Consider the following 13590-nt stretch of genomic DNA (forward strand, 5'->3'; position numbering starts at 1 on the left):
GCCGTGGTGACGTCGGGGGCCCGAAGTCTCCCGAGACGCCGCCGGGTTCCGGCTCAGCGGGCGGCGGCCCTGCGCATGACCTCGGAGACCGGGCCACCGGTGCGCGGCATCAGGGGCGGCGATTGGGACAGGGCGAAGGACTCCGGCGCGGAGTGCGCGTTCGGATGGCGTCCGCCGCGTCCCTCGCCCAGCACCTGCCAGCCGTCGTGCGTCAGCGTGATGTAGGCGCCGCAGCGCAGCCCGTGCAGCGTGCAGGCGTCGCGCAGCCCCCACATCCAGGCGCCGTCCTCCTCCGTCCAGCGCGCGTCGCCCTCGCGGCAGTACAGCAGCACGGCGGTACGCACCGGGGTGCGGCGGCGCAGGTCGTGCGGGATGACCCGGCGCAACTGGTCCAGCAGGGCGTTGCGGAACATCCAGCCGTCCGCCGGGGCGGAGCGCCGGGTGAACGAGGCGCTGGCGTGCAGCCGTTCGTCGGCGTCCAGGACGGCCACGATCGCGGTGGACGGCCTGGGGCGGTGGCGGACGTGCAGGCCGCTGACGACCTCGCGCGGGTTGCGCAGCAGGGGGATTCCGGCGGCGGCCCACTCGGCGGGTTCGAGCAGACGGCTCACGGAAGCGGCGGACGCGGACGTCGACAACGAGGCCGCCGAGGACGAGGCGAATCCGAAGGTCACGTTCCTCCCTTCGGCTACGCGCCCACACTGCGGGCGAGGTCGGATTCGGGGGAGCGCGCACCGCAGTAAAGCCCAACCGGAACACGGGAGCCGTGCGGGGAGCGGACCTCAATTCTCGCTGTCGAACTTGGATGCGGCAACGAGCAATTGAGGCCGCCGATGCTTATCTGACGGTCCGGGGGTTATATCCCTACCCACGGAGGCCGTTGCCGACGCCTGAGGCGGGTGTCGTCCGCGAACCGCGACCCGGGACTCTCTGGCCGGCTACCCTGAGCGGAATGGGTACCCACAGGAAAGTGACTACCTCAAGAGGGGTGGCATGACCGCACCGGCGGCGCGGGACACGTCTGTCGAACCGGCGCTCGCCTGTCCGGTCTCGCCGGTGCTTGACATCGTCTTCAGCCGCTGGACGACCCCGATCCTCTGGTGCCTGAACGAGTTCGGGCGGCAGCGGTTCCTCGTGCTCCAGCGGAACATCGCCACCATCACGCCCAAGGTGCTCACTCAGCGGCTGCGCCAGCTGGAGAGGGACGGCCTGGTGGTGCGCACCCACCACCCCGAGGTGCCGCCGCGCGTGGAGTACGAGATCAGCGAGCTCGGGCGCAGCCTCGCGCCGATCTTCGCCCAGCTCGCCGACTGGTCGGCGCAGAACCTGCCGATGGTCGACCGGGCGCGCCAGGAGTTCGACGCGGGCTGAGCGGGCGGTTCCGGCCGGCGGGACGGTGCCTCAGGCGCTGATGCGGGCGTCGTCGTCGCCCTCGTCGTCCATGCCCTCCTCCATGACCTCCTCCACTTCCACGGGCCGCTGGGCGAGGAGCCGTTCGGCGCGGTCGGGGGCGAGGTCCAGGGTGGGCATGAGCTGCGGAAGGGTGATGCTGGGCAGGAGGTGCCGCAGCAGGACCGTCACCCGCTCGCTGAGGTCCGCACGCTCGCACAGGATCTGCGACATCCACTGGACGCCGGTGAAGGCACCGGCGAGCAGGTCCGCCGTCTCCGCCGGATCGACGTGCGGCAGCAACTCCCCGCGCTCCCGCGCCTCCACGAGCAACTGGGTGAGCCGGTTCGCCCAGGACTGGAAGGGGGTGCCGTGGAACGGGTTGCTCCGCTCCGCCCCCTCCCCCCACTGGTCCATCGCCAGCCCGACACTGGCCCGCGTCAACGGGTCGTGCCGCAACTGGTGCGCGAACAACAGCCCCTGGTCGATGAGTTCCTGCATCTTGGTGCGCTGCGGGGGCAGCGGGCCCACTTCCAGCTGGGCCGCGATCACGCCGAGCGCCAGCTCCTCCTTGGAGGCGAAGTGGAAGTACAGGCCACCCTTCGTGACCCCGGCGCGCGCGAGGATCTCGGTGATCGTGGCGGCGCTGTAGCCGCGTTCGTCGAAGACGGCGGCCGCCGCCAACAGGATCGTCTTGCGGGTCTGGATCGCGCGTGCTTGGCGTGCCATGGGCTGTCGCCCCTGTTTCTATGTCAGAGCTTGATCAGGGTTGCACACGAAGAGAACCGGACTGTCAGTATTTTGTCGAGGGGGAACGAGCTTTGACCGCACCGGACTCAAAGGGCAATCCATGTCTGAAGGCATCAGCTTCATAGCCGATCGCATCGTCGCCGGCATCTCTCCGGCCGGACGGACGGTCATGACGCAGGCCCCTGACCCCGCCGCGCCGCCCGAGGACCAGACCGGCTCGCTGGTTCTTGTACCGGACTCCGAGGACGCCGGTCAACCTCCCTCGCGCGGCGGCCGGGCCACCGCCGAACTGGTCCACCGGCCGGACGCCGCCGACGCCTTCCCCGTGGAGTGGACGCGGCTGGCCGAACACCGCTATCGGGTCGCGGTCGACTGGCCCGCCGGTCATCGCTTCTTCGCTCCGCTCCCCGGTGGCTACCAGGACCCCCTGCTGATCGCGGAGACCACACGGCAGACCGCCATGATGATGGCCCACGCCGAGTACGGCGTCCCGGCCGACCACCACTTCGTCATGCGGGACATGCAATACGCCCTCGCCACCGCCGACTTCGGCCTCACCGACGCCTCCGGCCGGATCGACGTCGTCATCCACTGCGCGGAGGCCGAGCCGCGCTCCGGGAGCCTGGCCAGGATGCGGGTCCGGCTCCGCTTCGAGCGTGACGGCCGTCTGCTGGCCACGAGCGTGGGGAGCCTCAGATGCACCTCGGACCGGGCCTACCGCAGGATGCGCGGCGACCGGCCGGCCGCGGTCGGCGATCCCGTCCCGCTGCTGGAGGCCGTACCGCCCGGTCGGGTCGGCCGGCTCGATCCCAGGGATGTCGTGCTCGCGCCGCCCGAGCGAGGGACCGGCTGGCGGCTGCGGCTCGACACCACCCATCCCACGCTCTTCGCGCGGGCCAACGACCATGTCCCCGGAATGGTGCTGCTGGAGGCCGCCCGGCAGGCCGCCGTCGCGCTGGCTCCGGAGGGCCGCTTCCTGCCGGCCTCGATGGCGATCACCTTCCACCGGTACGCCGAACTGACCGAGCCCTGTCTTGTCCGCGCCTGGAGCGAAACCTCCCCCGAGGGTGATGTGTCGGTCCATGTGGAGGGCGTCCAGGGCGGCGAGGCCGTCTTCACGGCCACCCTCGGCGACAATCCGGAGACGGCCCGATGACCCGGCGCGTCCTCATCACCGGATCGAGTGGTTTCATCGGCGGCCACGTCCTGAGCGCCGCCCGCGCCGCCGAGGACGTAAGGCTCCGCCTGTTCGTCCGCACCCCGCCGGTCACCCCCGACCCCGCCGTCGAGTACGTGCACGGCGACCTCACCGACCCCGTCTCGCTGTACGGCGCCTGCGCGGACGTGGACGCCGTCGTGCACTGCGCCGGGCGGATCGGCGGCGACGCCGAACTGCTGCGCCGGGCCAACGATCTCGGCACCCGCGCCCTGGCGGACGAGGTGCGGCGGGCCGGAGTCGCGCGGTTCGTCTACCTCGGTACGGCCGCTGTGCACGGACGCGGGCCCTTCCGCGCGGCCCGGCCCGGCGAACTGCCTGTCGCCCCGGCGTCCGACACCAGCCGCACCCGCGCGGCCGCCGAGGAGCATGTCCTCGCGGCGGGCGGAACGGTTCTGCGCCCCCACCTCGTCCACGGCAGGGGCGACCGCTGGGTGGTCCCCGGCATCCTTGCCCTGCTGCGCACCCTGGGCGGCCTGCCGGACGGCTGGGCGGGGCTCCAGTCCATGATCGACGCGGACACCCTGGGGCGGATCGCGTTCGCGGTGGCAACCAGGGGTCCCGGGGACGGTGTGGGACGCGTCCACTACGTCAGCCACCCGGACCCCGTGCCGGGGGAGGCGCTGCTGTCCACCGTGGCCGGGACGTTCGGGCTCTTCGGCGCGGAAACGCCGCGCGTCTCGGCGGAGACCGCGCGGCGGCGGGTGCTCGACCACCCCGCGGCCCGCCACCACCTCGGCATGGTCGCCGTCGACCACTGGTTCGCCGACGAATCGCTCTGGAGCGGGTACGGCGTCGGGCCGGGCGCCGGATTCGCCGCGCGCTTCCCGGCGTACGCCGACTGGTATCGCGGCCGGGCCGGGTCGCCGCCACGGGAAGCCGGGAGCCGACCGGGGTTTGAAAGGACGCGATGACGTGAGGCGACGTTCTGAGATCCCCGCCACGCGCGCGTGGCCGGGATCTGCGTCGCGCGCGGCGCGGCTCTGCGCACAGCCGCACGCCCCTGATAGGACCGGATCATGACGCGAGGAACCGGCCGCCACCTGCTCGCCACCAGCCTGCGCTCCCTGAAGGTGCGCAACTTCCGGCTCTTCGCGGGCGGCCAGATCGCCTCGGCCACCGGCACCTGGATGATGGCGGTCGCCCAGGACTGGCTCGTACTGGAGCTGACCGGCGACTCGGGCGCGGCCCTCGCCACCGTCACCGCCCTCCAGTTCACCCCCGTCCTCCTGCTGACCCTCTATGGCGGCCGGCTGGCCGACCGGTACGACAAGCGTGCCCTGCTGACCGGCGCCAACATCGCCTCCGGCGTCTTCGCCCTGGCCCTCGGCCTGCTGGTGACCGCCGACGCAGCCCGGCTGTGGCACGTCTACGTCGCGGCCGCCGCGCTCGGCGTGGCCAACGCCGTGGAGGTACCGGCCCGGCTGTCCTTCATCACCGAACTCGTGGGCCCCGAACTGCTCCCCAACGCCTCCGCGCTCAGCGGCGCCTACTTCAACATCGCGCGCGTACTGGGCCCTTCGCTGGCCGGGCTGCTCATCCAGTGGTCGGGCACCGGCACCGCCATGCTCCTCAACGCCGTCAGCTACACGGCCACGGTCGCCGCACTGCGCGCCATGCGCCCGGCGGAGCTGCACCGCGCGCCCCGCCCGGCCACACCCGCCCGCGTCACCGAGGGCCTGGCCCAGCTACGGACCCGGCCCGACCTGCTCACGACGTTCGCGCTGGTCGCGGCGGTCGCCCTGTTCGGCCTCAACCTGCCATTGACACTGCCGCTCATGGCTCGCGTCGTGTTCCACACGGAAGCCGCCTCCTTCGGGCTGCTCACCGCGGCGCTCGCCGGCGGCTCCCTGCTGGCCGCCCTGGTCGGCACCCTGCGCCGGAGCCGCCCCTCGGCGCGGCTGGTGGCGGTCTGGGGGTGTGCGTTCGGCGCGCTGGAGGTGATCACGGGGTGGGCGCCGAACCTGCCGGTCGCGCTGGTGCTGCTGGTGCCCACCGGATTCGCCTCGCTGTACTTCGTCCAGGCGGCGAACCACCGCATCCAGCTCGGCGGCGACCCGGCCCACCGAGGCCGCGTGATGGCCCTCTACACCGTGATCCTGCAAGGCAGCACCCCGCTCGGCGCCTTCTTTGTCGGCGCAGCCACCCACACCCTCGGGGCGCGCTCGGGACTGTGGGCGGGCGGAGCGATTGCGTCGACCGCCGCCCTCGTGGCCCTGGCCGGGGCACGGGCGGACGCGCCGCTGCCAGCTCCTGGAGATGAACGGGTCCGGCCGACGGGGAGCCACCCGTAAGGCGAGTGGCCGGATGTCGGTGGGGTGCGGTTGCATGGGGGCATGAACGACCTGGAGCAGCTGCGCACCGAAGCCGACACCGTCCTCGCCGAGCTGGTCGGCGCCCCTGAGGGAGCGGCCCGGCTGCGGGAGGACCAGTGGGAGGCGGTCAAGGCCCTGGTCGTGGACCGTCGCCGGGCCCTGGTCGTACAGCGCACCGGCTGGGGCAAGTCGGCCGTGTACTTCGTGGCCACCGCGCTGCTCCGCCGCCGAGGCTCGGGTCCCACGGTGATCGTCTCGCCGCTGCTGGCGCTGATGCGCAACCAGGTCGAGTCGGCCGCGCGGGCCGGTATCCAGGCCCGCACCATCAACTCGGCCAACCCCGAGGAGTGGGACGTCATCCACGAGGAGGTCGGGCGCGGCGAGGTCGACGTGCTGCTGGTGAGTCCGGAACGCCTCAACTCCGTCGACTTCCGCGACCGCATGCTGCCCAAGCTGGCGGCCACCACCGGCCTGCTGGTCGTGGACGAGGCGCACTGCATCTCCGACTGGGGTCACGACTTCCGCCCCGACTACCGCAGGCTCCGGACGATGCTCCAGGAGCTGGCGCCGGGCGTCCCCGTGCTCGCCACCACCGCCACCGCCAACGCGCGCGTGACGGCCGACGTGGCTGAGCAACTGGGCACCGGCGCGGGCGAGGCACTGGTGCTGCGCGGCCCTCTGGACCGGGAGAGCCTGCGGCTCGGTATGGTGCGGCTGCCTGATGCCGCGCACCGGCTGGCCTGGCTTGCGGAGCACCTGAACGAGCTGCCGGGCTCGGGGATCATCTACACCCTGACCGTCTCGGCCGCCGAGGAGGTGACCGGCTACCTCCGCGCGCGCGGCTTCGCCGTCGCCTCCTACACCGGCCGCACGGAGAACGCCGACCGCCTGCAGGCCGAGGCCGACCTGCAGGACAACCGGGTCAAGGCCCTGGTCGCGACCTCCGCGCTGGGCATGGGCTTCGACAAGCCGGACCTGGGCTTCGTCGTCCACCTCGGCTCGCCGTCCTCCCCGATCTCCTACTACCAGCAGGTGGGCCGCGCGGGCCGAGGCGTGGAGCACGCCGACGTGCTGCTGCTGCCGGGCAAGGAGGACGAGGCGATCTGGCGGTACTTCGCCGAGGTCGCCTTCCCGCCCGAGGCACAGGTCCGCCAGACCCTGGCCGCGCTCGCCGACGCGGGCCGCCCGCTGTCCGTGCCCGCGCTGGAATCGCTGGTGGACCTGCGGCGCACCCGGCTGGAGCTGATGCTGAAGGTGCTGGACGTGGACGGCGCCGTCCACCGTGTGAAGGGCGGCTGGACGGCCACCGGCGCCGACTGGGTCTACGACGCGGAACGCTATGCGTGGGTCGCCCGGCAGCGCGCCGCCGAGCAGCAGGCCATGCGGGACTACGTCGGCATGGCCGAGTGCCGGATGGCGTTCCTGCGCCGCCAGCTGGACGACGTGGAGGTGACCCCGTGCGGGCGCTGCGACAACTGCGCGGGCGCCTGGGTCGACACCGCCGTCTCCGCCGAGGCACTGTCGGCCGCCGCCGGTGAGCTGGACCGGCCCGGCGTGGAGATCGCGCCCCGCCGCATGTGGCCCACCGGGATGCCCGCGCTGGGCATCGACCTCAAGGGCCGCATCCCGGCGAAGGAGCAGTGCGCCACCGGACGTGCCCTCGGGAGGCTCTCGGACATCGGCTGGGGCAACCGCCTGCGGCCGCTGCTGGCCGAGCAGGCACCCGACGGTCCGGTTCCGGAGGACGTGCTGAAGGCCGTGGTGGAGGTCCTCGCGGACTGGGCTCGCTCGCCCGGTGGGTGGGCGTCGAACACCCCGGACGCCATGGCCCGCCCGGTCGGCGTCGTCGCCATGCCCTCGCTGACCCGGCCTCAGCTGGTCGCGTCCCTCGCGGAACGGGTGGCCGCGATCGGCCGCCTGCCGTACCTGGGCGCGCTCGCGTACACGGGGGAGGCCGGGGCGCATCAGGCGCATCGCAGCAACTCCGCTCAGCGGCTCCAGGCGCTGGCCTCGGCGTTCACGGTGCCGGGGGAGCCGGCCGCCGCTCTGGCCGGTGCTCCCGGCCCGGTGCTGCTCGTGGACGACCGGACCGAGTCCGGGTGGACCCTGGCGGTCGCTGCGCGGCTGCTGCGCAGGGCGGGGGCGGCTGAGGTGCTGCCGCTGGTGCTGGCGGCGGCGGGGTGAGGGCATGGGGTGGGGGCCACGGGGTGGGGGCACGGGGGTGAGGGCAGGGGGTGGCGCCGGTCAGCGGCCGCGCGGGCGGGTCCGGACCGGTTGTCGTGTTCCTGATCCGACTTGTCCACAGGGTCGAGCGGGATTTCGAGATCCGCGGGATTGTCAGCGCATGACGAATCACGGCGAAACGACCGAACCCTTCGAGAACGGTGACATCGCGGCGGGAGCGCCTTTCACGGGGCAGATCACGCCCGACACCCCGGTCGCCCTGCGCACCGCGGCCGAGCTGGCCGACGCGCTGCCCTACCTTCTGGGACATCGCCCGGAGGACAGCATGGTGCTGGTCAGTCTGCTCGACCGCGGCAACTTCGGCGGGCGCGCCCGGCTGGGTATTCCGGCCGGGGCCGAGGACTGGCCGGCCGCGGCGCGGCAGATCGCCAGAGGGCTGGTGATCGGCGCGCGACGGCGCGGTGCCCGGCCCGACCGGATCGTGGCCTATGTCTGCCAGGAGCCACGACCGGGCGAGTCGGGGCGGGACGTGATGCTCCGGCTCGCCCCGCTCGCCCAGTTGCTGCGCACGGAGTGCGGTGGTCTCGACGTACCGGTGATCGAGGCGCTGTGCGTCTCGGACACCCGCTTCTGGTCCTATGTCTGCCCGGTCGAGAGCTGCTGCCCGCCCGAGGGCACGCCGGTGGGCATGCCGGGCACCTCGGCCATGGCGGCCGCGGCCACCTACGCCGGCATCCAGGTGCGGGGCTCGCTCAAGGAGCTGCGCGTGAGGATGCAGCCCTGGGAGACCTCGGCCGCGCTGGAGCAGGAGGTCGCGCTGGACACCGCGGGCATGGCTCTGGTACCCCGCATCCTGGACGACGCGAGCCGGGCCGAGGTGGCCGAGGAGACCCTGGAGCTGGCCGCACGCGTCATCCAGCGGTTCAGCGAGGCCGCGCCGGTGCCGGGCATCCACCCGGCGGACGTCCGCGACGACGCGCTCCTCGGGTACGACGAGGCGGCGACCCTCATCCTCGGCCTTCAGGACCGCTCGACCCGCGACCGGGCGGCCGCCTGGATGGAGGGCGACGAAGGTGCTCCCGCCCTGCGGCTCTGGCGGGCGCTGGCCCGCCGCTGCGTCGGCCCGTACCGCGAGCACGCGGCGGCTCCGCTGACCCTGGCCGGGTGGGTCGCCTGGTCGACCGGTGACGAACTGGAGGCCCGAGAAGCCCTGGCCATGGCCCTCGGCGCGGACCCGGAGTACCTCTTCGCCCAACTCCTGCACCGGGCGTGCAACGAGGGTCTGGACCCGGAATCCATCCGCCGGTGCCTCCGCCCGGAGCGGGAAGGACGAGGGCCGGGGGCGAAGGACACGCGGCCCCCGAAGGGGCGGAGCTTTCCTGAGCAGAAAACCCGCTCCCAGCTCCCTCCGGACGCCACCCCCGCCGTGGAGGATGCCGCCGTCCCTCCGGGCGCCGTGCCCGGCGCGGAGAACCCCACGGCGAATGCCGCCTCGACCCCTGCCGCTCCCGTCCGCCGGAAGCGGCGGACCCGCACCACCGGCCCCGGCGAACCGGGCCCCCGCCCCCAGCGGCCCCAGGACCGAACCTGCCGAGCGAACCGCCCGCCCGCCCAGCCGTCCCCCGCCGGCCGCGCATGCGGCAGGCGGGAGGACGGATGAGCGGCCGCACCTGCCCGCCCGACCTCTGCGTCCGGTCCCCGCGGATTCACCGGTCCTCCCAGCGAACGGAGTGTTTATCGTCAGGGAGACGACTAGGATCGCGGCATGCCCTACGACCCGTCAGCGTTCCCGCCCTTCGCCGTCACCGTGGACCTGGTCGTGCTGACCGTGCGCCGCCACGCCCTGTGCGCGCTGGCGGTACGCAGGGGCGAGCCTCCGTTCCAGGGGCGGTGGGCGCTCCCCGGCGGCTTCGTACGGGACGACGAGGACCTGTCCCAGGCGGCATCCCGAGAGCTGACCGAGGAGACCGGACTCCGCGCCCACGATCCGGCGACCCCGGCGCAGGACAACGGAGCCCACCTGGAACAGCTGGCCACGTACGGCGACCCGAAGCGCGACCCCCGGATGCGCGTGGTCAGCGTCGCCCACCTCGCCCTCGCGCCGGACCTCCCCGCCCCGCGCGCGGGCGGCGACGCGAGCAACGCGCGCTGGGCACCGGTGGAGGAACTCCTCCAGCACGGGGGCTACGCCCGGGAGGACGAACCGATGGCTCCCCTGGCCTTCGACCATGCCCAGATTCTCTCCGACGGGGTGGAACGCGCGCGTTCCAAGATCGAGTACTCCTCGCTGGCCACCGCGTTCTGCCCGCCGGAGTTCACCGTCGGCGAGCTGCGGCGCGTCTACGAGGCGGTCTGGGGCGTGGCGCTCGACCCGCGCAACTTCCACCGCAAGGTCACTGGCACCCCCGGGTTCCTCGTCCCCACGGGCGGCACCACCACACGCCAGGGCGGCAGGCCCGCCCAGCTCTTCAGGGCGGGTGGTGCCACCCTGCTCAACCCCCCGATGCTCCGCCCCGAGGTCTGAGGCCGGGCGTCGAGCCACCGTCCGCGCGGCAGTTGGGCGGCGGCTGCGCTCCGGGCGCTCATCGGGCAAGTGCGCCATGCAGGTTGACCCTCCACCGAACAACTGACGGACACAAGGGGTGATTCCCGTAAAACGTGACATTGACCGCTATCTTGCGTCAGGTGATCCAGGCTGTCGGACTGACCAGTGATTCCCCCCAAACCCAGCCACCCGCCGTCGAAGACGTCTCCTTCGAGGCGCGCTCCGGGCATGTGACCGCCCTCCTCGGAGCGGTGGGCTCGGGCAGGACGACGGTGCTCAGGCTGATGCTCGAACTCCAGCGAGGGCGCGGCATCACCTACTTCAGAGGGCGCCCCCTGCACTGCATCGCCCACCCCTCCCGCGAAGTCGGCGTGCTCCTCGGTGACGTGCCCGGACACCCCTCTCGCACCGTCCGGGGCCATCTGCGCATGCTCTGCGCGGCGGCCGGAGTCCCAGCCCGGCGGGCGGACGAGGTTCTCGAGGAGGTCGGCCTCGTCGGCCTCCGTGAGGAACGGCTCGGCACGCTGTCCCTCGGCATGGACCGCCGGCTCGGTCTCGCCTGCGCCCTGCTCCCCGACCCGCACACCCTCGTGCTGGACGAACCCGCCGCCGGACTCTCCATCCCCGAGGCGCGCTGGCTGCACACCACGCTGCGGGAGTACGCCGGTCAGGGGGGTGCCGTACTCCTCACGACCGCCGACCCCAAGGAGGCCGCCCGCGACGCCGATCACATCCTCACCCTCGAAGCGGGCCGGATCGTCGCCGACCTGGCGGGGGAGGAGTTCGCCCGCACCCGGCTCCGCCCACGCGTCGCCGTCCGCAGCCCCCACGCCGCGCGCCTGGCGGACCTGCTCACCAAGGAGGCCCGTGCCGAACGGCGTTCCGTGGAGGTCGTCCGCGAGGAGGGCAACCGCCTCTCCGTGTACGGCAGCACCACCGCGGACATCGGGGAGGCGGCCTTCCGTCACGGCATCCTCATCCATCAACTCGCGCATGAGGTGGGTGACATGCGGGCGGAGACCGCGGCCGAGCGGCCGCTCGGTGATCCCGAACGGGCCGAAGAGCCGGCTGCGCCGCTGCCGGAGGTACCTGCTTCGGAGCCCCCTGCACCGAAGGTCCCTGCTTCGGAGTCCCCTGCCCCAGAGGTCCCTGCTTCGAAGTCCCCCGAGCCGGAGGTACCTGCTCTGGAAGCCGCCGCTCCAGAAGCCCCCGCTCCAGAAACCCCGGTTCCGAGGGAAGCCGGGACCGGTGAGGCCCCCGATCCCCTGCCACTCCCCATCGCCGTCCGCTCCGTACGCAGTCCCCTCCGCCCACTGCGGTACGAACTCCGGCGCGCCACCGGGATCAGCACCGGCTTCGTCGTGTGCGGGGTCGCCCTCGCGGTGTCCGCCGTCACCGCCGTGGTGCTGGCCCGTATCGGGCACACCCCGCAGGCGCGCCTGTTCGCCGCCTGGCCGCGCGAACTGCCGCTGCCGCCCGTCGCGCTCGCGGCGGGGCTGCTCGGGGCGCTCGCCTTCGGGGACGAGTTCCGGCACCCCGCGCTGGCGGCGGATCGCGGCACCGTTCCCCGCCGGCTGGGGCTGCTCACCGCGAAGCTCGCCGTCTCCGGAATCACCGCCGGAACGCTGGCGTTTCTGACCCTCGGCTGCGACGCCGAGCTGCTCTACCTCGTCTATGGCCGGGCACTGGTCCAGGTGCCCGGGGACTGGCTGCCGCTGTGCGCGAGTTGGCTGGCGCTCGTCGTCGGCTGCGCGTGGGCCGGCGTGCTCGCGGCCGGTGTCTTCCGGTCCACCGCGGCGGGACTGGCCGCCGTCCTGGCGATGCCGGTGGGCGTCGTACCGCTCGTACACCGGCTGTTCGAAGGCTCGTATGTGCGAGTCGCGGCCGGGATTCACCAGCGGATGCGGGAGGTTCTCCTGCTCCAGTGGCCCTTCGGGGGTGAGCGCTATCTGCTCGGTCTTGCCCGTGTGGTCGTTCAACCCGTCGGTGGCGCGATGACGTTGTCGCTCGCCGCGCTCCTGTGCGCGTATGTGATCACGACGCTGCGCGCCAGGGCGAGATGAGCCCCCGAGGTGCGATTTCAGTGCCGCCGTGCACACAACTCCCCACAGAAAGCCCGTTTATTTCCGATAAGGCGTCAATTGCGACGGGGTGAGCGATCACCCTTTCGTGTGCTTTTCACCAAAGCCCTCAAGGCAGTTGGAGGCAACGCCGACAAATGATGCGTGAGTACCCTTGCGCACACCATGATGACCGCCGCCCGCTCCGCCGACTCCGGCCTCACCGGACCGGGCGAACTCGACCGCTACCCCTACGCCGAGGCCCCGATGGCCGACCGCGTGGTGGCGCCCGCCTGGGAGGGCGCCGATTCCGACCTGGGCCGCGTGGGCCGGCGCGCCGCGGGCAGCCGAGGGCGCGGATTGCACGGCCAGCTCGTTCAGCAGCTCGGTCAGATGATCGTCTCCGGCGACCTGGGAGCCGACCGCCCACTGGTGCCGGAGGAGATCGGCCAGCGATTCGAGGTCTCCCGCACCGTGGTGCGCGAGTCGCTCCGCGTCCTGGAGGCCAAAGGCCTCGTCAGCGCCCGGCCGAACGTCGGCACCCGCGTGCGCCCGGTGAGCGACTGGAACCTGCTCGACCCGGACATCATCGAATGGCGCGCCTTCGGCCCGCAGCGCGACGACCAGCGCCGCGAGCTGAACGAGCTGCGCTGGACGATCGAGCCGCTCGCCGCCCGCCTCGCCGCCGGACACGGCCGCGAGGACGTGCAGCAGCGCCTCGTCGACCTGGTCGAGATCATGAGCCACGCCCTCGCCCAGGGCGACGCCCTGAACTTCTCGCGCGCCGACTCCGAATTCCACGCGCTGCTCATCCAGGTCGCGGGCAACCGGATGCTGGAGCACCTGTCAGGGATCGTCTCCGCCGCCCTCCAGGTCTCCGGCGGCCCCGCCACGGGATGCGAGCGGCCGACCGAGGCGTCCGTCGCCCAGCACGCGCGCATCGTGGAGGGGCTCGGCAGCGGTGACGGTGCCGTGGCTGAGGGGGCCATGCGGCAGCTGCTCGTCGTCCACCCCGAGGTGGAGCGCGTGGTTCCCGCTCCGCGCGAGCACTGACGGCGAACGGGGACGGCGCGCCCGCCCGTGCGGCGCGCCCCAGTGATCGAGATGGCGGCACCGCGACCGGCTCCCGCC

General features: G+C 72.9%; 11 protein-coding genes. 9 read left to right on the forward strand and 2 right to left on the reverse strand.

What is annotated here, in order from left to right; genetic code table 11:
* Positions 1-53: 53 nt before the first annotated feature.
* Positions 54-674, reverse strand: a complete 621-nt coding sequence (locus ACFWN1_RS25580; protein ID WP_384366372.1) for a hypothetical protein — start codon at positions 672-674, stop codon at positions 54-56.
* A 319-nt stretch (positions 675-993) separates the two neighbouring features.
* Between ACFWN1_RS25580 and ACFWN1_RS25585 the strand changes: the two genes are divergently transcribed.
* Positions 994-1371, forward strand: a complete 378-nt coding sequence (locus ACFWN1_RS25585) for a winged helix-turn-helix transcriptional regulator (protein ID WP_384366375.1) — start codon at positions 994-996, stop codon at positions 1369-1371.
* Between the two features lie 30 nt (positions 1372-1401).
* Here ACFWN1_RS25585 and ACFWN1_RS25590 read toward each other — a convergent pair whose 3' ends face one another.
* Entirely contained in the window at positions 1402-2118 is a 717-nt protein-coding gene (locus ACFWN1_RS25590) for a ScbR family autoregulator-binding transcription factor (protein ID WP_384366379.1), read from the reverse strand.
* Between the two features lie 121 nt (positions 2119-2239).
* Here ACFWN1_RS25590 and ACFWN1_RS25595 point away from each other — a divergent pair, with 121 nt between their 5' ends.
* From ACFWN1_RS25595 to ACFWN1_RS25630, 8 genes are all read left to right on the forward strand, one after another.
* The gene (locus tag ACFWN1_RS25595; RefSeq protein ID WP_384366382.1) at positions 2240-3295 is read left to right on the forward strand and encodes a ScbA/BarX family gamma-butyrolactone biosynthesis protein; all 1056 of its coding nucleotides are present in this window, start codon (positions 2240-2242) and stop codon (positions 3293-3295) included.
* Entirely contained in the window at positions 3292-4269 is a 978-nt protein-coding gene (locus ACFWN1_RS25600; RefSeq protein WP_384366385.1) for an NAD-dependent epimerase/dehydratase family protein, read from the forward strand. Before ACFWN1_RS25595 ends, ACFWN1_RS25600 begins: the two co-directional genes overlap by 4 nt.
* 105 nt (positions 4270-4374) lie before the next feature.
* Positions 4375-5649 (forward strand): MFS transporter, encoded by a 1275-nt coding sequence (locus ACFWN1_RS25605; protein ID WP_384366388.1) that lies wholly within the window; start codon positions 4375-4377, stop codon positions 5647-5649.
* Positions 5650-5691: 42 nt separating this feature from the next.
* The gene (locus tag ACFWN1_RS25610; protein ID WP_384366391.1) at positions 5692-7854 is read left to right on the forward strand and encodes a RecQ family ATP-dependent DNA helicase; all 2163 of its coding nucleotides are present in this window, start codon (positions 5692-5694) and stop codon (positions 7852-7854) included.
* Between the two features lie 160 nt (positions 7855-8014).
* Positions 8015-9514, forward strand: a complete 1500-nt coding sequence (locus ACFWN1_RS25615; protein ID WP_384366394.1) for a DUF4192 family protein — start codon at positions 8015-8017, stop codon at positions 9512-9514.
* Positions 9515-9619: 105 nt separating this feature from the next.
* On the forward strand, positions 9620-10378 hold the full coding sequence (locus tag ACFWN1_RS25620; protein WP_384366397.1) for an NUDIX domain-containing protein: 759 nt from the start codon (positions 9620-9622) through the stop codon (positions 10376-10378).
* A 161-nt stretch (positions 10379-10539) separates the two neighbouring features.
* Complete coding sequence (locus ACFWN1_RS25625) at positions 10540-12462, forward strand: ATP-binding cassette domain-containing protein (protein ID WP_384366400.1); 1923 nt, start codon at positions 10540-10542, stop codon at positions 12460-12462.
* A 162-nt stretch (positions 12463-12624) separates the two neighbouring features.
* Positions 12625-13512 carry a FadR/GntR family transcriptional regulator gene (locus ACFWN1_RS25630; RefSeq protein WP_384366403.1) on the forward strand — a complete coding sequence of 296 codons (888 nt, stop codon included), beginning with the start codon at positions 12625-12627 and terminating at the stop codon, positions 13510-13512.
* The last annotated feature ends 78 nt before the right edge of the window (positions 13513-13590 follow it).

The organism is Streptomyces sp. NPDC058459, assembly GCF_042721685.1.
GTDB lineage: Bacteria > Actinomycetota > Actinomycetes > Streptomycetales > Streptomycetaceae > Streptomyces.

Bases quoted from the DNA above. Each gene is read 5' to 3' on its own strand.
- ACFWN1_RS25585 (WP_384366375.1), top strand. From the start codon at position 994: ATGACCGCACCGGCGGCGCGGGACACGTCTGTCGAACCGGCGCTCGCC.
- ACFWN1_RS25590 (WP_384366379.1), bottom strand. From the start codon at position 2,118: ATGGCACGCCAAGCACGCGCGATCCAGACCCGCAAGACGATCCTGTTG.
- ACFWN1_RS25595 (WP_384366382.1), top strand. From the start codon at position 2,240: ATGTCTGAAGGCATCAGCTTCATAGCCGATCGCATCGTCGCCGGCATC.
- ACFWN1_RS25600 (WP_384366385.1), top strand. From the start codon at position 3,292: ATGACCCGGCGCGTCCTCATCACCGGATCGAGTGGTTTCATCGGCGGC.
- ACFWN1_RS25605 (WP_384366388.1), top strand. From the start codon at position 4,375: ATGACGCGAGGAACCGGCCGCCACCTGCTCGCCACCAGCCTGCGCTCC.
- ACFWN1_RS25610 (WP_384366391.1), top strand. From the start codon at position 5,692: ATGAACGACCTGGAGCAGCTGCGCACCGAAGCCGACACCGTCCTCGCC.
- ACFWN1_RS25615 (WP_384366394.1), top strand. From the start codon at position 8,015: ATGACGAATCACGGCGAAACGACCGAACCCTTCGAGAACGGTGACATC.
- ACFWN1_RS25620 (WP_384366397.1), top strand. From the start codon at position 9,620: ATGCCCTACGACCCGTCAGCGTTCCCGCCCTTCGCCGTCACCGTGGAC.